17 protein-coding genes are annotated in these 20,095 nt (G+C 67.8%); 1 reads left to right on the top strand and 16 read right to left on the bottom strand.

Annotated features, from left to right (window positions below; translation table 11 throughout):
* Positions 1-25 precede the first annotated feature (25 nt).
* The 4 genes from IEW98_RS10200 to IEW98_RS10185 all read right to left on the bottom strand — a co-directional run bounded on the left by IEW98_RS10200 (position 26) and on the right by IEW98_RS10185 (position 4,876).
* Positions 26-1,411 carry a serine hydrolase domain-containing protein gene (locus tag IEW98_RS10200; RefSeq protein ID WP_188762840.1) on the bottom strand — a complete coding sequence of 462 codons (1,386 nt, stop codon included), beginning with the start codon at positions 1,409-1,411 and terminating at the stop codon, positions 26-28.
* Positions 1,408-2,541 (bottom strand): serine hydrolase domain-containing protein, encoded by a 1,134-nt coding sequence (locus IEW98_RS10195; RefSeq protein WP_188762839.1) that lies wholly within the window; start codon positions 2,539-2,541, stop codon positions 1,408-1,410. The genes IEW98_RS10200 and IEW98_RS10195 overlap by 4 nt, the downstream gene beginning before the upstream one ends.
* 10 nt (positions 2,542-2,551) lie before the next feature.
* A complete protein-coding gene (locus tag IEW98_RS10190; RefSeq protein WP_279380367.1) occupies positions 2,552-3,724 on the bottom strand; it encodes a deoxyguanosinetriphosphate triphosphohydrolase in 1,173 nt (390 codons plus the stop codon).
* A gap of 93 nt (positions 3,725-3,817) precedes the next feature.
* Positions 3,818-4,876 (bottom strand): CaiB/BaiF CoA transferase family protein, encoded by a 1,059-nt coding sequence (locus tag IEW98_RS10185; RefSeq protein WP_188762837.1) that lies wholly within the window; start codon positions 4,874-4,876, stop codon positions 3,818-3,820.
* A gap of 102 nt (positions 4,877-4,978) precedes the next feature.
* On the opposite strand from IEW98_RS10185, the gene IEW98_RS10180 reads away from it, so the two are divergent.
* Entirely contained in the window at positions 4,979-5,347 is a 369-nt protein-coding gene (locus tag IEW98_RS10180; protein WP_188762836.1) for an ArsC/Spx/MgsR family protein, read from the top strand.
* Between the two features lie 268 nt (positions 5,348-5,615).
* On the opposite strand, the gene ftsZ is transcribed toward IEW98_RS10180, so the two are convergent.
* The 12 genes from ftsZ to IEW98_RS10120 all read right to left on the bottom strand — a co-directional run bounded on the left by ftsZ (position 5,616) and on the right by IEW98_RS10120 (position 20,095).
* Positions 5,616-7,079, bottom strand: coding sequence for a cell division protein FtsZ (ftsZ, locus tag IEW98_RS10175; RefSeq protein ID WP_188762835.1), 1,464 nt, complete (start codon positions 7,077-7,079; stop codon positions 5,616-5,618).
* Positions 7,080-7,137: 58 nt separating this feature from the next.
* Positions 7,138-8,409, bottom strand: a complete 1,272-nt coding sequence (gene ftsA / locus IEW98_RS10170; RefSeq protein WP_243450685.1) for a cell division protein FtsA — start codon at positions 8,407-8,409, stop codon at positions 7,138-7,140.
* Entirely contained in the window at positions 8,409-9,332 is a 924-nt protein-coding gene (locus IEW98_RS10165; protein ID WP_188762834.1) for a cell division protein FtsQ/DivIB, read from the bottom strand. The genes ftsA and IEW98_RS10165 overlap by 1 nt, the downstream gene beginning before the upstream one ends.
* On the bottom strand, positions 9,329-10,240 hold the full coding sequence (locus IEW98_RS10160; protein ID WP_371870770.1) for a D-alanine--D-alanine ligase: 912 nt from the start codon (positions 10,238-10,240) through the stop codon (positions 9,329-9,331). The genes IEW98_RS10165 and IEW98_RS10160 overlap by 4 nt, the downstream gene beginning before the upstream one ends.
* A 2-nt stretch (positions 10,241-10,242) precedes the next feature.
* Complete coding sequence (gene murB, locus IEW98_RS10155) at positions 10,243-11,151, bottom strand: UDP-N-acetylmuramate dehydrogenase (RefSeq protein ID WP_243450684.1); 909 nt, start codon at positions 11,149-11,151, stop codon at positions 10,243-10,245.
* Positions 11,148-12,584 (bottom strand): UDP-N-acetylmuramate--L-alanine ligase, encoded by a 1,437-nt coding sequence (gene murC / locus IEW98_RS10150; protein WP_188762832.1) that lies wholly within the window; start codon positions 12,582-12,584, stop codon positions 11,148-11,150. The genes murB and murC overlap by 4 nt, the downstream gene beginning before the upstream one ends.
* Positions 12,581-13,678 carry an undecaprenyldiphospho-muramoylpentapeptide beta-N-acetylglucosaminyltransferase gene (gene murG, locus IEW98_RS10145; protein WP_188762831.1) on the bottom strand — a complete coding sequence of 366 codons (1,098 nt, stop codon included), beginning with the start codon at positions 13,676-13,678 and terminating at the stop codon, positions 12,581-12,583. The genes murC and murG overlap by 4 nt, the downstream gene beginning before the upstream one ends.
* The gene (locus IEW98_RS10140; protein ID WP_188762830.1) at positions 13,675-14,877 is read right to left on the bottom strand and encodes an FtsW/RodA/SpoVE family cell cycle protein; all 1,203 of its coding nucleotides are present in this window, start codon (positions 14,875-14,877) and stop codon (positions 13,675-13,677) included. Before IEW98_RS10140 ends, murG begins: the two co-directional genes overlap by 4 nt.
* The gene (gene murD, locus IEW98_RS10135; protein ID WP_188762829.1) at positions 14,874-16,130 is read right to left on the bottom strand and encodes a UDP-N-acetylmuramoyl-L-alanine--D-glutamate ligase; all 1,257 of its coding nucleotides are present in this window, start codon (positions 16,128-16,130) and stop codon (positions 14,874-14,876) included. Before murD ends, IEW98_RS10140 begins: the two co-directional genes overlap by 4 nt.
* 103 nt (positions 16,131-16,233) lie before the next feature.
* Positions 16,234-17,232, bottom strand: coding sequence for a phospho-N-acetylmuramoyl-pentapeptide-transferase (gene mraY, locus IEW98_RS10130; protein ID WP_243450695.1), 999 nt, complete (start codon positions 17,230-17,232; stop codon positions 16,234-16,236).
* A 71-nt stretch (positions 17,233-17,303) separates the two neighbouring features.
* A complete protein-coding gene (locus IEW98_RS10125; RefSeq protein WP_188762827.1) occupies positions 17,304-18,689 on the bottom strand; it encodes a UDP-N-acetylmuramoyl-tripeptide--D-alanyl-D-alanine ligase in 1,386 nt (461 codons plus the stop codon).
* Positions 18,686-20,095, bottom strand: a complete 1,410-nt coding sequence (locus tag IEW98_RS10120; RefSeq protein ID WP_243450683.1) for a UDP-N-acetylmuramoyl-L-alanyl-D-glutamate--2,6-diaminopimelate ligase — start codon at positions 20,093-20,095, stop codon at positions 18,686-18,688. The genes IEW98_RS10125 and IEW98_RS10120 overlap by 4 nt, the downstream gene beginning before the upstream one ends.

The following is a 20,095-nucleotide window of genomic DNA, read 5'->3' as shown; positions in this document are numbered from 1 at the left end:
CCGCAAGCGGGAGAGGGGCAGGAGGTTAGAGGGGCAGGTTTAGAACTTCCTTTGTGAACGCCAACGGGTTGAACGCTGCGCCGCTGGCGTCGAAGCCGCGGCGGATTATGATCAGGTCGCGGGCGGGGACGATGATGGCGAACTGGCCGCGGTTGCCGATGAAGCCATAGGTGCCGGCGGGCAAGCCGTCGGCGGGACCGTATAGCCAGATGCCGAGGCCGTAGCCGCCGCGTCCCGGGGGTGGCTGGATGCCGCTGGGGGTGGTGCTTCTGGCGATCCAGCCGGCGGGGAGCAGGCGGCGGCCGTCGGGGGCGATGCCGTCACGGCTGTAGAGGAGCGCGAGGCGGGCGAGGTCGCGGCCGGTCATCCAGACCTGGCTCGATAGGATGAAATGGCCCTGCCAATCGGTTTCGGGCGTCGTGCGTGTCATGCCGAGCGGCCACAGGAGTTCGGTGAACGGGAAGCCGAGCGGATCGGCGACGCGGGCTTCGAGGCCGAGGGCGGCGAGCATGATGTCGTTGTTCGAATAGTTGAAATGGGCGCCGGGGGCGTATTCGAGCGGCATGGTTGCGGCGGCTTGCGGGACGGTGGCGCCGCCGATGTAAATGGCGTCGGTTCGGTTGCCGGGGCCGGCGGTCCACAGGCCTGAGTTCATGCGCAGCAGTTGCTCGGTGGTGATGGCGGCGCGCGGGTCGCCGGAGGCGGACCAGGTGGGGATGGCGGCGGGCGCGGCGATGTCGATGCGGCCGAGTTCGGCGGCGCGGCCGATGAGGGCGGCGGTCAAGCTTTTGGCGACGCTCCAGGTGCGCTGCGGGGTGTGGCTATCGAAGCCCGGGCGGTAGCGTTCGGCGACGATCTTGCCATTGTGGAGGATGATGACGGCGGTGGTGGCGCTGGTGTCGTTGTTCTTGCCGCCAAAGGCTGCCGGGTCGAAGGCGCGGGCGACGACGGCGGCAAGGGCCTTGGCCGCCGCGCGAGGTGGGCGGACGGCGGCGCCCCGGTCGCCGAGCGGCCAGCGCGCGGCGTCGACGGCGGCGAGGTCGGGCTTGCGGAAATCGGGAGTTAGACGCGGAATGACCTCGGTGTTCGTGCCGCCGATGGGCAGGCTGGCGCAGCCGAGGAGCGGGCGCCAGGCGGCGATGCGCGGCGGCAGCGCTGGGTCGAAGGTGACGCTGACGGTGCGGGCGGTTCGGTCGATCTTGGCGGGAAGCGCGGCGATGAGCGACTGGTATTCGGGGTAGATGCCGTTGAGGTCGTCGGCGGTGACTTGCGCCTCGGTCTGCCCGGCGTTGAAGATGCCCGAGCAGAGAAAGGCGGCCTTGTAGCCCGCCGCTAAGGCGCGATCGCGCTGCGTATCCGCCGCAGCAGCGGGGACTGCCGCAAGTAGCAGCGCAACCAGCAGCGCCTTCATGCGGCGAGGGCCTGCCACAGGGCAGCGGCGATGCCGCCGGCGCGGGTGTCGCCGACGGTGGTGGGCGCCATCTTGTTCATCACATAGGACAGGCAGAGGCGGGATTTCATGTCGGCGATGACCAGCGAGCCGCCATAGCCGCCCCAATAGACGCTGTCGGCGTTGGGCAGCGGCAGGGCGGCGCCGGGCAGGCCATAGCCGAGGCCGTAGCTGATCGGCATGCCGAGGACGAGATCGTCGCCCTTGATCTGGGGTTCGAGAGCGCGGCGGACGCCGGCTTCGGAAAGGATCTGCTTGCCATTGGCGAAACCGCCGTTGGCGACGAGGGTCTGGATCCGGGCGACCGAACGGGCATTGCCATGGCCGTTGGCGGCGGGGATTTCGGCGGCGCGCCATTCGCGGGTGCGGGTCTCGAGCGGATTGATGGCGGGGTTGGTCGACATGTTTTTCGCCAACTCGGACGTGGCGGAATCGGTGATGCCGCCACCGGGCGGCGGCGGAATGAGATCCGCGACGCGGTGATCCTCGCTGGCATCGAGGCCGATATGGAAATCGGCTCCCAAGGGCTCGGCAATTTCGGTCTTGAAGACCGTGCCGAGGCTTTGGCCGGTGATGCGGCGGATGACTTCGCCGACGAGATAGCCCTGGGTGATGCCGTGATAGCCGGGCGCGGTGCCGGGGGTCCAGAACGGCGCCTGCGCGGCGAGCAAGGTGGTCACCTTTTCCCAGTCGTAGAGGTCGGATTTGGTCATTTTTTCGTGGAAGCCCGACAGGCCGGCGCTGTGCGCCATGAGGTGGGCGACGGTGACGTCCTGTTTGCCGGCGGCAGCGAATTCGGGCCAGTAATGCGCAACCTTCTGGGCGAAATCGAGTTCGCCGCGGTCGGCGAGCAGGAGGGCGGTGAGCGCGGTCATCGTCTTGGTGGTCGAATAGACGTTGACGATGGTGTCCTTTTCCCAGGGGCGGGTCCGGGCTTCGTCGGCGTGGCCGGCCCAGAGGTCGACGATGGGTTCGCCTTCGAGGGTGGCGGCGAAGCTGGCGCCGATGTCGGAGCCATTGGTGAAGTTCGCGGCGAAGGCGTCGCGAACGGCGGCGAAGCGGGGGTGGGTGGTGCCATGGATTTCGGTCATCGAATGTTCCTTAGATGATGATTTCAGCGGGTAATGGCGATGCGCCGACGAGGCGCTGGTAGGTGTTCAGGGCGAAGCGATCGGTCATGCCGGCGATGAAATCGGCGATATGCCGGGCGCGGCCTGGTTGTTCGGCGGGCGTGGCGGCGGCCCAGTCGGCGGGCATCGCGGCGGGGTCTGCCTGGAGCGCGGCGAACAGCCCGGCGACGACGAGCTTGGAGGGATCCCGGAGTGCGGCGACGTGGGGGTGGCGGTACATGCTGTTGCGCAGGAAGGTTTTGAGGGCGGCGGTTTGCGCGGCCATTTCGGGGGAGAAGCCGGCGAGAGGTCGACCGGCGGCGCGGATATCGGCGACCGATTGCGGAGTTGCCTCGGCGAGGCGGCGGCGGGTTTCGGTGAGCAGGTCGTCCGTCATGCGGCCGATCTGGTCGCGGATGAGTTCGGGCACCAATCGCCGGCGCGCGGTGATCGCGGGCCAACGGGCGATGACGGCGCTCCAGCTTTGCGCGGTGAAGGGGACGGCGGCGGCGACGTCCTCCGGGGTGAAAAGCCCGGCGCGGATGCCGTCGTCGAGATCGTGGTTGTCATAGGCGATGTCGTCAGCGAGCGCGGCGACCTGCGCCTCGAGGCCGGCGTGGCTGGCGAGATCGAGGGGGTAGTCGGCGTCGGCCTGGGCCATGGCCCAGGTCGGCAGGTGGATCGGGCCGTTGTGCTTGGCGAGGCCTTCGAGGGTCTCCCATGACAGGTTTAGGCCGTCCCAGCCGGGGTAGCGGGTTTCAAGTTTGGTGACGATGCGCAGCGTCTGGGCATTGTGGTCGAAGCCGCCATAGGGGGCGAGCGCCGCTTCGAGAGCGTCCTCGCCGGAGTGGCCGAAGGGCGGGTGGCCGAGGTCGTGGGCGAGGGCCAGGGCTTCGGTCAGGTCGTCATTCAGGCCGAGGGCGCGGGCGAGGGTGCGGGCGATCTGCGCGACTTCGAGGCTGTGGGTGAGGCGGACGCGGAAATGGTCGCCATCGGGGGCTACGAAGACCTGGGTCTTGTAGCGCAGGCGGCGGAAGGCGCTGCTGTGGACGATGCGGTCGCGGTCGCGCTGGAAGGCGGTGCGCGTGGCGGAGGGGGATTCTTGGTGGCGGCGGCCGCGGGATTGGGCGGGGTTGGTGGCGTAGGGGGTCATTTGCGATTCAATGGCATGGTTTTGCTTGTGGGGCGAACACCCCCACCCGGGCCGCGCGAAGATGCGCGTCTCTCGCCTCCCCCCTCGAGGGGGAGGACAAGGGCATTATAGGTCCTTGTCGAAGGCGGTGGTCATGCGGGGGGTGTCGGTGGTGGTGACCGAGTAGCGCGGTGCGGGGGCGGGTTGCATGACGCCGCCGATTTCGATGTAGGTCTGGCGGGCGGCGTTGTGGGGGTGCGATGGCGCCTCGGCCATGCTGAGGACCGGGGCGAAGCAGACGTCGGTCATTTCCATCAGCGCGCACCACTGGTTGCGGGTTTTCGACAGGAACAAGCCCGTCAGCTTGTCCTTCAACGGGCCCCAGGCGGCGCGGTCCATCTGGGCGTCGAAATCCTTGTCGTCGGCCAGCCCGGCGAGGCGGCGGAGTTCGGCATAGAACTGCGGCTCGATGCTGCCGATCGAGATCCATTTGCCGTCGGAGGTTTCATACGTGTCGTAGAAATGCGCGCCGGTATCGAGCATGTTGGTGCCGCGCTCGTCGGTCCAGATGCCGTTGGCGCGAAAGCCCCAGATCATGCTCATGAGGACGGCGGCGCCGTCGGTCATGGCGGTGTCGATGACCTGGCCCTGGCCGGTTTTCTGGGCGTGGAGGAGCGCCGCGACCATGCCGAAAGCCAGCATCATGCCGCCGCCGCCGAAGTCGCCGACCATGTTGATCGGCGGCGTCGGTTTTTCGCCGGCGCGGCCATAGGCGTGGAGGGCGCCGGCAAGGGCGATGTAGTTGATATCATGGCCTGCCGCGGCAGCGTACGGCCCGGTCTGGCCCCAGCCGGTCATGCGGCCATAGACCAGCTTGGGGTTGTCAGCGAGCAGCACTTCGGGTCCGAGACCGAGGCGTTCGGTGACGCCGGGGCGGAAGCCTTCGATGAGGCCGTCGGCGGATTTGACCAGCTCGCGGACCCTGGCCTTGCCTTCGTCGGACTTGAGATCGACGCCGATCAGGCGGCGCGAGCGGAGCAGCGGATCGCGTGCATCGATACGCGCGCCGGGGCGGTCGACGCGGATGACTTCGGCGCCGTGGTCGGCGAGCATCATGGCGGCGAACGGGCCGGGGCCGATGCCGGCGAGCTCGATGATGCGAAGGCCCGCGAGTGGTCCGGCCATGATGATGATCCCCGTTGCGATGTATGTTTCGCCATCCCTGCCAGCTTGGCGGCGAGCGTCAAGCTGTTGCAGACGGGAGGGTCACGGCGATATGGTGGTGCGATGCAAACAGCCGAAACGACGATCTGGCACAATCCCGCCTGTGGGACATCGCGGACTGTGCTGGCGATGATCCGGGCGGCGGGGATCGAGCCGGTGGTGATTGAGTATCTGAAGACGCCGCCGGATGCGGCGGTGCTGGCGCGGGTCGCGGCGGCGGTCGGCGCGGCGAAGCTGCTGCGGGTGCGCGGGACGCGGGCCGAGGCGCTGGGGTTGGTTGGGGCGGAGGATGGGGCGATCTTGGCGGCTATGGCGGCGGACCCGGGGTTGATCGAGCGGCCGGTGGTGATTGCGCCGGGGGGGATTGTGCTGGCGCGGCCGGCGGAGACGGTGGTGGCTGTTTTGGGCGGCGGGGTGCCGGTTTCCGGGTAGTTTGTGGGTGTTGTCAGTCGGTTAGCTTGTTATTGGGCGATCTCGGCGCGCGAAAAAAAGTGGCGTCGGGTGGTTTGCGGAATAGTTGAGTGATTGCGGTGGGTTGACCCCGTCAAGTTCACTGGGACGCGAATTTTGTAGGTTTTTGTGGAGGCTTCATCGGGTTGGGCGGGACCCCCGCCCCGCTCGCGCAAGGGCGCGAGTCGCCCTCCCCGCAGGGGGGAGGGAGGCGCGCCTTGTTAACCTGTTTGGTTGCTTTAGTCAAGTTCTAGTTGTTGACCTGCCGCTTGAAGAACGGCGGGATGTCGACTTCGGGGGAGCCGGGTTGGGGCTCGGGCGCCAGGTTGGTCGGGTTCGGGGCGCTGGGCTTGTTGCGGGGGCCGCGCGACAGGTTCATCATCTTTTCGAACAGTGTCATCGGGCGCTCTTCCTCGACCGGCGGCGCGGCGACGGGGGCGGGTGCGGGCACGTGAACAGCTGCGGCCGGCGTCTCGCTCGGGGTAAAGCGGAAGGTTTCGGCCGGCGACATGTCGGGGATGCGTTCCGCTGCGATGGCGAGGTCGATGTCTTCGGCTTCGGGCTCGATTTCGGGCAGGTCGGCATCGGCGGCAACCATCGCGGCTACCGGCAGGTCCTCGAGGATCGGCACGGTTGCCGCGGCTTCGGGGACCGGCTGCGGCGCAGTGATCGGTGCGGTCGTGAAGATGCTCGGCTGGCTGGCGAAGCTGTTGCTTGGGCGTGGGCGCGGCGCGGCGGCGGACGGACGCGTCGCGGCATCGATGCCGGTGGCGACGACCGAGACGCGCATGACGCCGTCGAGGTCCTTGTTGAAGGCCGAGCCGACGATGATGTTGGCGTCGGGATCGACCATGTCGCGGATGTGCGTCGCGGCTTCATCGACTTCCATCAGGCGGAGATCGTCGCCGCCGGTGATGTTGATGATGACGCCCTTGGCACCGCGCATCGAGACTTCGTCGAGCAGCGGGTTGGCGATGGCCTTTTCGGCGGCCTCGATGGCGCGGCGCTCGCCCGTCGCTTCGCCGGTGCCCATCATCGCCTTGCCCATTTCGGACATGACGGTGCGGATATCGGCGAAATCGAGGTTGATCAGGCCAGGCATGATCATGAGATCGGTGATGCCGCGGACGCCCTGGTGGAGGACCTGGTCGGCCATCGCGAACGCTTCCTTGAACGTGGTGTTGGCGTTGGCGATGAGGAACAGATTCTGGTTCGGAATGATGATGAGGGTGTCGACGACCTTCTGCAACTCGGCGATGCCTTCCTCGGCGGCGCGCATGCGCTTGTTGCCTTCGAAGGTGAACGGCTTGGTGACGACACCGACGGTCAGGATGCCCTTTTCACGCGCGGCGCGGGCAACGACGGGGGCTGCCCCGGTGCCGGTGCCGCCGCCCATGCCGGCGGCGATGAAGCACATGTGGGCGCCTTCGAGGCTGGCTTCGAGCTGGTCGAGGGTTTCTTCGGCGGCAGCGCGGCCGATCTCGGGACGGGCGCCGGCGCCGAGCCCCTGGGTGATCTTCATGCCGAGCTGAATGCGGGTTTCCGCCTTGCTCGAGGCAAGCGATTGCGCGTCGGTATTGGCGACGATGAACTCGACGCCCTGGAGATCGGCGTTGATCATGTTGGTGACGGCGTTGCAGCCCGCACCACCGACTCCGATGACCGTGATGCGGGGCTTCAGCTCGGTCAGTTCGGGACGTTCGAATTCCAGCATTTCGTGTCTCCCCTTCAAGGATTCATACTATATAAGCTATGCGACGCCGCAAGTCGCATCACAGACTACCTCGAAGTTTTTCGATCATGGTGGCGAGGCGACCACCATTTCCGCCGTGTTTCTTGGCCGGCGCCGTCATGTGCCAGATATCGGGCACTTCGTGCGCCGCGAACAGCACCAAACCGGCGAGTGTGGCAAAGGCCGGGCCAGACTGTGCAGGCGGCAAGCCGGTCAGACCGCGAGGCCGGCCGATGCGGACATTGCGGCCCAGCGACCCCTGTGCAAAATCGGCAATCGAGCGCAATTCGGCGCCGCCGCCGGTCAAAACGACCTGTCGCGCCTGCGGGCCGGTGAAGCCCAGCGAATCGAGCTTGAGGGCGATTTCGCGGAACAGGAGGTCGAGGCGGTGGCGGATGACGCCGATGATCTGCGCCTTTGGCACGCGCAAGGGTTCGGCGAGGCCGTCGTCGCTCATCGGCGGGATCTCGACGGCTTCGTGATTGTCCTTGGGAACGGCGACCGCCGCGCCGTCGAGCGCCTTGAGCCGTTCGGCATGGCTGCGGCGGGTGGCAAAGGCAGCGGCGAGATCATAGGTGATGTCGTCGGCACCCATCGGGATCGCGGCGACACCGACCAGCATGCCCATGCTGTGGACGGCGATGGTGGTGACGCCGGCGCCGATCTCGATGAGGGCGACGCCGAGTTCGCGTTCCTCGCGTTCGAGCGTCGACAGGCTGGCGGCGAGCGGCGAGGCGACGAGGCTGCGCAGGCCGATATGCGCCTGCTTGATGGCGCGATCGAGATTCTTCAATGGCGGCGTATCGGCGGTGACGACATGGATATCCATGCCGAGGCGATCGGCGTGGAAGCCGACCGGGCTTTCGACGCCGGGCTGGCCATCGAGGGCGTAGAGCGCCGGCTGGGCGTGGACGACGGTGCGGCCGCGCGGATCGATGCGGGTGCGGCCGGCCTCGCGCAGCAGCGTCATGTCGGCGCCGGTGATGCTGGCGCCGGCGATATCGATTTCGGCGGTGGCGACGTCGGAGCCGAGGTTGCCCGCCGAGATCGAGGCGTGGACGAATTCGACCTGGGTGCCGGCGGCGCGTTCGGCCTGGTCCATGGCACCGCGGATGGCGGCCTCGGTCTTTTCGAAATCGGTGACGAGGCCCCGCCGGAGCCCGGCGCAGGGTTTCTGGCCGGTGCCGATGACGCGGGGTTCGCCGTCGGCGCCGACAAGGGCGATGAGCGCGGCGACCTTGGAGGTGCCGACATCGAGCACGGCGATGATGCGCTCGGCGCCCTTGGGGGTGAGGGGGATCTTGTTGACCATCAGATTGTCGTCGGCTTCTGCGCTTTGGCGGCGGCGGCGGCGGCGGTTGCAGCAGCCTTGGCAGCGGATTCAAGGGCCTGTGCAACGGCCGGGCCACGCACCGTCATCTGGCCGGGGAGACGCATGTCGAAGCGCTCGAAACGGCCACCGAGGAGTTTCTGGTCGTCGGCGAGCGCTGCCTCCATGCGGGCGAACTTGCGATAGGCGGCGCGGGCGGCGGCGGGTGTGTCGGGCAGCGCCAGGGTCTCGCCGGTCTTGAATTTCAGGTCCCAGCGGCGCCCGCCGACGAGGACGGCGGCATCGACCTGGGGCGCCAGCGTGGGGGCCGAGGCGGTGAGCGCGAGGACTTCGCGGACGCGGGTGTTGGCGCCGGCGCCGACGACGACGGGCAGGCTGGCGAAGCGCTTGAGATCGGTGCCGGTCAGCGATTGCCCGGTGATGTCGATGGCGGTGAAGCGGCGGCGATGCTGCCAGAGGGCGACGGGACGGCGCTCGGTAACTTGGATGGCGAGGGTATCGGGCAGGCGGCGGGCGACGCTGACGTCGGCGACCCAGGGCAGCGCCAGCAGGCGGGCGCGGATGGCCCCGAGATCGGCGGTCAGCATGGCGTTGGTGTCGCCCGAGAGGACGGCTTCGTATATCGGCAGGCGATCGCTTTCCTTGGCGCCGGTGACTTCGACGTGGCGGATTTCGAAGCCGGCGTCGGCGGTGTTATGGATGAACTGCGTCCATAGGCGCTGCGGGATGCCGGCGAGGGTGAGGGCGACGAGGCTGACCGCGGCAACGAGGCTGATGCGGATGACGTTGCGGCGCAGGACGGCGGCATTGACCGGCAGGGCGACGGTCGCGGGTTCGCGCTTGCGCGCGGGGGTGGGTTTGCGTTTGGGGGGGGCGGCGCCGCGCTTGAGGGTCGAGGTGGTCATTTCAGGGCTGCATCGATGAGGCGTTGGACAAGGGATTCATAGTCGATGCCGCGGTAGCGGGCCTGTTCGGGGACGAGGCTGAGCGGGGTCATGCCGGGCTGGGTGTTGACTTCGAGAAGATAGAGACCGCCCTCCCCTTGCGCCGGGTCATAGCGGAAATCGGAGCGCGACGTGCCCTTGCAGCCGAGGGCGCGGTGGGCGTCGAGGGCCATTTTGAGGCAGGCTGCGGTGATTTCGGGCGGCAGGTCGGCGGGGCAGATGTGGAGCGTGCGGCCTTCGGTATATTTGGCCTCATAGTCATAGAAGCCGGTGTCTGTCTGAAGTTCGGTCACAGCCAGGGCTTCGTCATCGAGAACGGCGACGGTGAGTTCCTTGCCGGCGATGAACGGTTCGGCGAGCAATGACGGGAACACTTGCCACGGACCGCTGGCCTGTGCCGAGATCGGGTTGCCGTAGTTGGAGGCGTCGGTGACGATGGCGACGCCGACCGAGGAGCCTTCGTTGACGGGCTTGAGGACGTAGGGGCGCGGCAGGGGGTCGCCGGCGTAGAGGGTTTCGGAGGCGACGATAGTGCCGGCGGGCATGCGGATGCCGTGCGGGGCGAGGACGAGCTTGGTCAGTTCCTTGTCGATGGCGATCGCCGAGGTGCTGACGCCGGAATGGGTGTATTTGAGGCCCATCAGGTCGAGCAGGCCCTGGACGCTGCCGTCTTCGCCGGGGGTGCCGTGGAGGGCGTTGAAGACCACGTCCGGCGCGGCTTCGGCGAGGCGCGCGGCGATGTCGCGGTCCATGTCGATTTCGGTGACGCGGTGGCCGAGTGCGCGGCACGCGGCTGCGATGCCCTTGCCCGAGGTTAGCGAGACTTCGCGCTCGGCGGACCAGCCGCCCATCAGGACGACGACGTGCAGAGTCACTTGTGGCCCACCCTTTCGATCTCCCATTCGAGCGCAATGCCGCTGTGGGCGAGGACGCGGGACCGGACTTCGTCGCCGAGCGCCTCGATGTCGGCGCTGGTGGCGGTGCCGGTGTTGATGAGGAAGTTGGTGTGTTTTTCGCTGACCTGGGCACCGCCGATGGTCAGGCCGCGGCAGCCGGCCTGGTCGACGAGTTGCCAGGCCTTGTGGCCGGGGGGGTTCTTGAAGGTCGAGCCGCCGGTGCGTGAGCGGAGCGGCTGCGAGGCTTCACGTTCGGCGGCGATGCGGTCCATTTCGGCGGTGATGACGGTCTTGTCGCCGGGGGTTGCACGGAAGACGGCTTCGATGACGATGTCGCCTTGGGGGAGCGCGGAGTGGCGGTAGCTGAAGCCGAAGGCCGCGGCGGGGAGGGTTTCGGTGGTGCCGTTGCGGCGGATGACGGTCGCTTCGACGAGGATGTCGGCGATGTCCCGGCCATAGGCGCCGGCGTTCATGCGGACGGCGCCGCCGGTGGTGCCGGGGATGCCGCGCAGGAATTCGAGGCCGGAAAGCGAGGCGTCGCGGGCGGCGGAGGCGACGGTGATGCCCATGGCGGCGGCGCCGGCGCGGATCAGGTTGCCCTCAGTGGTGACGCGGGCGAAGGATTTGGGGAGGCGGATGGTGACGCCGGGGAGGCCGCCGTCGCGGACGATGAGGTTCGAGCCGACGCCGACGGGGAAAACCGGGGTTTTGGGGGGGAGTGCGGCGAGGAACTGGGCCAGGTCGGCGGGGTCTTTGGGGCGGGCGAGGTATTGGGCGGCGCCGCCGGTGCGGAACCAGATGAAATCGGCGTAGGACGCGTTTGTTTCGAGGCTGCCGGCGAGGGGGGGAAGTGCAGCAGGTGTCGAGGCGTGAGCCGGCATCATTCGGCGCGGATCTTTGCGATCGCGTCCGCCAAACCGGCAGCCCATTTGGTGATGTCGCCGGCGCCGAGGCAGACGACCATGTCGCCGGGTTTTGCGTCGGCGGCGAGTTGCTGGGCGAGGTCTTCGGGGCCGGTGACCGATTGGGCGACGCGGTGGCCGGCGTTGCGGAGGCCGGTGACGAGGGCTTCGGCGTCGGTGCCGGGGATGGGGGATTCGCCGGCGGCGTAGACGGGCGCGACATAGACGGCGTCGGCGTCGTTGAAGGCGGCCTGGAACTCGGGCATCAGGTCGCGGAGGCGGGTGAAGCGGTGGGGCTGGACGACGGCGAGGACGCGGGCCCCAGAACTCGTGGCAATGCCTTCGCGGGCGGCGGCGAGGACGGCTTTGATCTCGACGGGATGGTGGCCGTAGTCGTCGATGATGGTGATGCCGTCGACTTCGCCGACTTTTGTGAAGCGGCGTTTTACCCCGCCGAAGCGGGCGAAGCCGGTGCGGATTTCGTCGTCGGCCATGCCGAGTTCGACGGCGACGGCGACGGCGGCAAGGGCGTTGAGGACGTTGTGGCGGCCGGGCATCGGCAGGGTCAGGTTTTCGATCGTGCGTTCGCCGTCACGGGTGCGGACGATGACCGAAAAGTTATTGCCGCCGGGTACGGGCCGCACGTTTTCGCCGCGGATGTCGGCGGTTGCCGAAAAGCCGTAGGTGATGATCCGGCGATCCTGGACCTTGGGCAGCAGCGCCTGGACTTCGGGGTGGTCGATGCAGAGCACGCCGGCGCCGTAGAACGGGATGTGGTGGATGAACTGGGCGAAGGCGTCGCGGACTTTTTCGAAGTCGCCCCAGTGATCGAGATGCTCGGGGTCGATGTTGGTGACGATGCCGATGGTGCCGCCGAGGCGCAGGAAGCTGCCGTCCGATTCGTCGGCCTCGACGACCATCCATTCGCCTTCGCCGAGCCGGGCGTTCGAGCCATAGGTGTTGATGATGCCGCCGTTGATGACCGTCGGGTCGAGCCCGCCGGCGTCGAGCAATGCGGCGACCATCGAGGTGGTGGTGGTCTTGCCGTGGGTGCCGGCGACGGCGACGCAGGACTTGAGACGCATCAGCTCGGCGAGCATTTCGGCGCGGCGGACGATGGGGATGCGCTTGGCCTTGGCGGCGACGACTTCGGGATTGTCGCGCTTGATGGCGGTCGAGGTGACGACGACGGCGGCATCGGCGACGTTCGCCGCATCCTGGCCGATGAAGACCTTGATGCCTTTTTCGCGAAGGCCGGCAATGACATAGCCCTCGGCGCTGTCGCTGCCCTGGACGGTGAATCCGAGGTTGGCCATGACTTCGGCGATGCCCGACATGCCGATGCCGCCGATGCCGATGAAGTGGATGACGCCGATATCGGTGCGGAAACCGGACGTGCGGGTGGCGGGACTCATGAGGGGTATCCGGTCGAGATTACGAGGTCGGCGAGGCGGGCTGCTGCGTCGGGGTGGCCGGCGCTGCGGGCGCCTGCCGCCGCTGCTGCGAGCGCTTTCGGGTCGGATAGCCACGCGGTCAAGGCCTGTGCGACGACCTCTGCGTTAAATCGTGGTTGCGGGATGACGATAGCACCGCCAGCGGCCGCCAAACCTTGCGCATTATCGGTCTGGTGGTCGTCGGTCGCGATCGGCAGCGGCACCAGAATCGCCGGGCGGCCGGCGACGGCGAGCTCCGCGACGGTCGAGGCGCCGGAGCGGGCGACGACGATGTGTGCGGCGGCGATCTGGGCGGGGAGATCGGTGAAATAGGCCTGGGTCTGGGCGGCGACTCCGGCAGCGCGGTAGGTCTCGCCGATGTGCGCGGCATCCTCGTCGCGGCCCTGGTGGACGACCGAGAGCCGGGCGCGCAGGGTTTCGGGGAGCAGCGCCACGGCGGCGGGAACGACCGTGTTGAGGATGGCGGCGCCCTGGCTGCCGCCGGTGACGAGCAGGAGCAGGCGCGGGGCGTCGGCGTCGAAGGCGATAGCGCGAGCGGCGATGATTTCGGCGCGGACCGGGTTGCCGGTCAGGGTGGTCTTTGCAGCCCAGCCGGGGATCAAACGGCGGACGCTGGCGTAGCTGGTGCCGATGGCGCGGACGCGCGGCGCGAGGAAGCGGTTGACCCGGCCGAGGACGGCGTTCTGTTCGTGGATGAGCGTCGGCAGCTTCAATGACACGGCGGCGAGCAGCGAGGGCAGCGCCGGATAGCCGCCGAAGCCGATGACGGCGCGGGGTTTGAGATCACGGAACAGTTTCCGCGCTGCCGAGCGCCCGCGCCAGATGCTGAGCGCGACGCCGGGCGCGGATTTCCAGCCGGAGCGGCCGGGAGAACCGCTGTCGACGACGGTGCGCGGGACGCCTTCGAACAGGCCGGGAAAACGCAGCCCGCGGGTGTCGGTGACGAGGTGGACAGCGTGGCCGCGCGCCTTGAGCTCGAGCGCGAGGACGTGCGCCGGGACCATGTGGCCGCCGGTGCCGCCTGCCGCGAGGATATAAGGCCGATTTGCCGTCATCCGGCGCGCCAGCGTTCGACGTAGGGCGAGGCCTTGAGGAACGGATTGCGCCGGGTCAGCGACAGCAGCAGCCCCATGCCGAGGCACAGCGCGAGGAACGACGAACCGCCGTGGCTGATGAACGGCAGGGTCATGCCTTTGGAGGGCAACAGCTTGATATTGACCGCCATGTTGATCGTCGCCTGGAGGCCGAACTGGGTGGCGAGGCCGACGCTGGCGAGCATGATGAAGGGGTCGTCTTCATCGAGCATCATCAGGAAGACGCGGACGACGATGGCGATATACAGCCCGGCGATGACAAGGCAGGCGATCATGCCGAATTCCTCGCCGATGACCGAGAAGATATAGTCGGTGTGCGGTTCCGGCAGGCGGAATTTCATCTGGCCTTCGCCGGGGCCGACGCCGAAGAGGCCGCCGGCGCGGAAACAGTCGAGCGCCTTGTCGATCTGGTAGGTGTCGCCGCCGCCGGTCAGGAACTTGTCGATGCGCTGGCTGACGTGATCGACGGTGAGATAGGCGAGGCCGAGGCCCAAAGTCGCGATGCCGGCGAGAATACCGAGCATCCACAGCGACATGCCGGCGAGGACGGCCTGGACGAGCCAGACCGTCATGATGAGCGCGGTCTGGCCGAAATCGGGTTGCTTGACGAGCAGGAAGGCGATCAGGACCAGCACGCCGAAGCTGAGCTGCATCGTCGGCAGGCTGCGGTCCTCGAAACGCAGCGCCAGCAGCCAGGCGGTGGTGACGACGAACATCGGTTTGAGGAATTCCGAAGGCTGGACCTCGAAGCCGGCGATCGACAGCCAGCGCTCGGCGCCATTCTTGGCGGCACCGAAGGAGGGCACGAGGATGAGCGCGGCGAGGAAGACCGCGGTGCCGATCAGGGCGGCGCGCTTGGCCCAGGACACCGGCAGCATCGAGACGCCGAACATCACCGGCAGGCCGATGGCGACCCAGAAGACCTGGCGCTTGAGGAAATACAGGTCGCCGTATTTGAAGGCGGCGCCCGACAGCCGCTGGGCCGCGGCGGGGGATGCGGCGGCGACGGCGATGATGCCGCAACCGATGAGCGCGAAGACGAAGGTCAGCAGCAGCTTGTCGATGGTCCAGAACCAGCGGCCGAGCCACGATTTGTCGCCGCGCGAGAACGGCGCGCTGGTGGCGGAAACCCAGGGGCGGGCGCGGATGGTGTCGGTCATGCCAGCGCCTCGACAAGGGTACGGAATGCGTCGCCGCGGGCTTCGAAATCACGGAACTGATCGAAGCTGGCGCAGGCGGGGGAAAGGAGCACGGTGTCGCCCGGGATGGCAGCGGCGGCGGCGGCGGCGACGGCCTGTTGGAGGGTGCCGGATTGGGTGACGGGAATATGGGGCGCGAGGATGGGGGCGAAGATGGGGGCGGCCTCGCCGATGAGGTAGGCGGCGCGGACGCCGGAAAGATAGGGCAGCACCGCGGACAGGTCGTCGCCCTTTGCGCGGCCACCGGCGATCCAGTGGGTGCGCGGGAAGGCGGCGAGCGCGGGGGCGCTGCTGTCGGGGTTGGTGGCCTTGGAATCGTTGACCCAGAGCACGCCGGATTTTTCGGCGATGCGCTCCATGCGGTGCGGGAGGCCCGCGTAGGTGGCGAGGCCTGTGGCGATTTCTGCGGGGGTGAGGCCGAGCGCGGCGCAGGCGGCGACGGCGGCGCGGGCGTTCTGGAGGTTGTGGGGGCCCTGGAGGGCGGGCCAGGCGGACTGGTCGCCGGCGTCGGTGTCCTCGATGAGCTGGGGGTCGGTGACCATGGCGAATTCGGTCTGGGCGGCGGTGCCGATGATGGCGATCTGGCCGGACGACTGCATGGCGAAGAGCCGCGCTTTTGCAGCGGCATAGGCTTCGACGGTGCCGTGGCGCTCGAGATGGTCGGGGGTGATGTTGAGCAGGATGGCGATGTCGCAATCGAGGCTGAAGGTCAGGTCGAGCTGGTAGCTGCTGAGCTCGAGGACATAGACGCCGTTTTCGGGGAGGGGGTCCTGCGAGAGGATGGGGAGGCCGATGTTGCCGGCCATGGTGGCGGGGCGGCCGGCGTGGATGAGGATGTGGTGGATGAGGGCGGTGGTGGTCGATTTGCCGTTGGTGCCGGTGATGCCGACCACCTTGTGGGATGGGAGGCTGGGGCGGGCCTGGGCGAAGAGTTCGATGTCGCCGATTACCGGGATGTTGGCGGCGACGGCGGCGACGAACAGCGGCGCGGAATGGGGGACGCCGGGGGAGACGATTATGGCGTCGAGGGTGGTGAGGTCCGTCTGGTGGAGGTTGGTGACGGGGCCGGTGAAGGCGGTGCGCGCGGGTTCGCTGTCGTCCCAGTTGAGGGTGGCGGCGCCGGATGTGGTCAGGGCTGCGACTGTGGCTTTGCCGCTGCGGGCGAGGCCGAAGACGCCGTAGGTTTTGTTGGCGAAGGTGGGGGAGGTGATCATTTTTGGGCGCTGTTTTTGGCGCAGGGAGACACCCCCACCCGGGGCACCGCAAGAGCGGCGCCTCTCGCCTCCCCCCTTGAGGGGGAGGAAAAGGGGGTTGTGCTCATCTCAGTTTTAGGGTGGCTAGGCCGGCCAGGGCCAGGACGATGGAGACGATCCAGAAGCGGATGACGACGGTGGATTCGGCCCAGCCTTTTTGCTCGAAATGATGGTGGAGGGGGGCCATTCGGAAGACGCGTTTGCCCGTCGTCTTGAAGCTTGCGACCTGGACGATGACGCTGACGGTTTCGAGCACGAATAGCCCGCCGACCACGAGGAGCACGATCTCGTGGTTGGTGATGACGGCGATGCTGCCGAGGGCGCCGCCGAGCGCCAGGCTGCCGGTGTCGCCCATGAACACCGCAGCGGGCGGGGCGTTGTACCAGAGGAAGCCGAGGCAGGCGCCGATGAGGGCAGAGGCGAAGACCGCGAGTTCGCCCGAACCGGGGACGTGGTGGACGCCGAGGTAATCGGCAAAGCGAATGTTGCCAACGAGATAGGCGATGACGGCGAACGAGGCGGCGGCGATGGCGACGGGCATCGAAGCGAGGCCGTCGAGGCCGTCGGTGAGGTTTACCGCGTTGCCGAAGCCGGTGATGATGAAGGCGGCGAACAGGATATAGACATAGCCGAGATCGACGCCGACGTCCTTGAGGAAGGGGAAATACAGGAGGGTGCCGGTCTGGCTGGCGATCCAGGTGCAGGCGAGGCCGGCGATGAGGAACTCGATGAGCAGGCGGGTGCGGCCGGAGACGCCCTTGTGGCTGCTTTTGGTGACCTTGTCATAGTCGTCCATGAAGCCGATCGCGCCGAAACCCAGCGTCACGAACAGGCTGGCCCAGACGAAGCCGTTGCCCATGTCCATCCAGATCAGCGTTGAAATCGTCAGCGCGATCAGGATCATCAGGCCACCCATTGTCGGGGTGCCCTTTTTGGTGAGCAGGTGCGAGGCGGGGCCGTCCTCGCGGATCGGCTGGCCCTTGCCCTGGCGCGAGCGAAGGAAGCCGATGAAGCGTGGCCCGATGAGCAAGGCGATGATCAGCGCGGTTACCAATGCGCCCATCGAGCGGAAGGTGATGTAGCGGAAGACATTGAAAATGCCTTCGAAACCGGCCAGATTGGCCAAAGCGTTGATCAACTCGAGCCCTCCCCGCCGCGTAGCGCCGATACAACATCGCCGAGCCGCAGGCTGTTCGAGCCCTTGACCAGCAAGACATCGTTCGGAGCGAGCAATCGAGCGATCTCGGACTCGGCGGCAGGCGCGTCTGCGACGTGGCGGACATCTAGCCGCCGCGACAGGGCCGCCGCCAGCGGTTTCATCTCGTTACCCACAAGAATTATGCTTTCGATGCCGGCGGCCACTATATGTGGTGCCAGTTCGGCGTGGAACTGGTCCGAAAGCCTGCCCAGTTCGCGCATGGCGCCGAGCATGGCGACGCGGCGCCCCTGCCCTGCCGGGGCGATTTCACCGAGGACGGCGAGCGCGGCGGCCATCGAGGCGGGGTTGGCGTTGTAGCTTTCGTCGATGACGATGGCGTGGCCCTTGCCGGCTTCGACGCGCAACCGTTGCCCGCGACCGGGGAGGTCGGAGAGTTCGGCGAGGGCGAGACCGGCGAGGGCAAGGTCGGCGCCGGCGGCGTGGACGGCGGCGAGGACGGCGAGGGCGTTGTTGACCCAGTGGCGGCCCGCCATGCCGATCTTGAAGGTCAGGCGGTGGTCGCCGATGCGGGCGGTGACGCACGAGCAATCGGGATGGAGGACGAAGGTTTCGGCGTGGACATCGGCGCCGGGTTCGAGGCCGAAGGTGATGATGTTACTGGCGTTTTTCGCGTGCGACAGGAGGCGGTCGCGGTGCCGGCTGTCGTGGGGGATGATCGCGGTGCCGCCGGTTTGAAGGCCGGCGAAGATCTCGCCCTTGGCGTCGGCGATGTCGGTTTCGGCGGCGAAGAATTCGCGGTGGGCGGAGGCGACCCAGGTGACGATGGCGATGTCGGGTTTGACGAACGATGTCAGGGCGTTGAGCTCACCGCTGTGGTTCATGCCCATCTCGAACACGCCGAAGCGGGTTTCGCGGGGCATGCGGGCGAGGCTGAGGGGGACGCCGGTGTGGTTGTTGTAGCTTTTTACCGACGCATGGACGGCGTCGGGGGCGAAGCGCGTCAGGGCGAGGCGAAGGGCTTCTTTTACGCCGGTTTTTCCGACCGAGCCGGTGACGCCGATGCGGAGCGCGGGGGCGCGGTCGCGGGCGGCCATGGCGAGGGCGGTCAGGGCGGCGGTGGTGTCGGCGACGAGGACGTGCGGGATTTCAGTGGGTTGCGAGACGAGCAGCCCGGCGGCGCCGCGTTCGATAGCCTGGGGGAGGAAGCGGTGGCCGTCCATGGCCTCGCCTTTGAGGGCGATGAAGAGTTCGCCGCCGATGACTTCGCGGCTGTCGAAGGTTACGTTGGCGACGCTGAAGTCGCCATTCTGCGTGCCGTTACAGGCGGTTGCGATTTCGGCGGCGGTCCATAGCGGAGTCATTGCGCGGACTCGCGGGCGACCTGGACGTCGTCGAAAGGCAGGACCTGGTCGCCGACGATCTGGCCTTGTTCATGGCCCTTTCCGGCAATCAGAACAATGTCTTGGGGACCGCTGGCGGCGATGGCGGCGGCGATGGCCTGGCGGCGGTCGGCGATTTCGGTGGCGCCGGGGGATGCGATGGCGGCGCGGATGGTGGCGGGGTCTTCGGAGCGCGGGTTGTCGTCGGTGACGATGACGTAATCCGCAATGTTTGCAGCGGCTTGGCCCATCAGGGGGCGCTTGCCCTGGTCGCGGTCGCCGCCGGCGCCGAAGACCAGGATGAGGCGGCCCTTTGTGTGGGGGCGGAGGGCGGCGGCAGCGGCCTCGAGGGCGTCGGGGGTGTGGGCGTAGTCGACATAGACGGCGGCGCCGGAGCGAGCGATTACAGCGCGTTCGAGGCGGCCGCGGACGGGTTGCAGGCGGGACAGGTTCGAAATCGTGGTGGCGACGTCGCCGCCGACGGCGATGACGAGGCCGGCCGCCAAAAGCGCGTTGGCGGCTTGATAGGCGCCGATGAGCGGGAGATTCACGGTGATTTCGGACCCGCCGGCGGTCAGGCGCAGGGTCTGGCCGAGCATGGTGGGGGTGCGCGAGAGGAGTTTCAAACCCTCGCCGCGGGTGCCGACGGTATATGTGCGGAGATGGCGTTCCTGGCAGGCGGCGATGACCAGGTCCGACCATTCGTCGTCGGCCCAGATTACCGCGGTTCCGGCCGGGTCGACGACTTCGGTGAACAGGCGCAGCTTGGCGGCGAAATAGGCCTCCATCGTGCTGTGGTAATCGAGGTGGTCGCGGGACAGGTTGGTGAAGGCGGCGGCGGCGACGGGCAGGCCCTCGGTGCGGAATTGGTCGAGACCGTGGCTGCTGGCTTCGAAACTGGCGTGGGTGACGCCCTCGCGCTGCAGCCCGGCCATGTTGGCGAGGAAGGTGACGACGTCGGGGGTGGTAAGGCCCGTGCTGACCTGATCGTGGGCGGTGGTGACGCCGAGCGTGCCGATGCTGGCGGCGACGTGGCCGGCCTGGTGCCAGAGCTGCCGGGTCAGTTCCGCGGTCGAAGTCTTGCCGTTGGTGCCGGTAATGGCGACGACGGTCGATGGGAACGGCGCGAAATAGCGGGCGGCGAGGTGGGCGAAGACGGCGCGGGGTTCGTCGGCGGTGATCGCCTGCGCGCCCGTCACGGGGACGCCGGCGCGGGTGACGATTGCGATCGCGCCGTTAGCGATGGCTTGCGGGATATAGTCCTCGCCGTTGACGCGGGCGCCGCGGAAGGCGCCGAAGATCGTGCCGGGGGCGACCTTGCGGTGATCGAGTGCGAATCCGGTCACGGTTTCGGCGCTTCCGCCGTCCACAAGGTCCCCCAGGCGCAC

The organism is Sandarakinorhabdus glacialis, assembly GCF_014643455.1.
GTDB lineage: Bacteria > Pseudomonadota > Alphaproteobacteria > Sphingomonadales > Sphingomonadaceae > Sandarakinorhabdus > Sandarakinorhabdus glacialis.
Note: the sequence above shows the minus strand (reverse complement) of the source record. Positions and strands in the feature narration are given on the sequence as shown.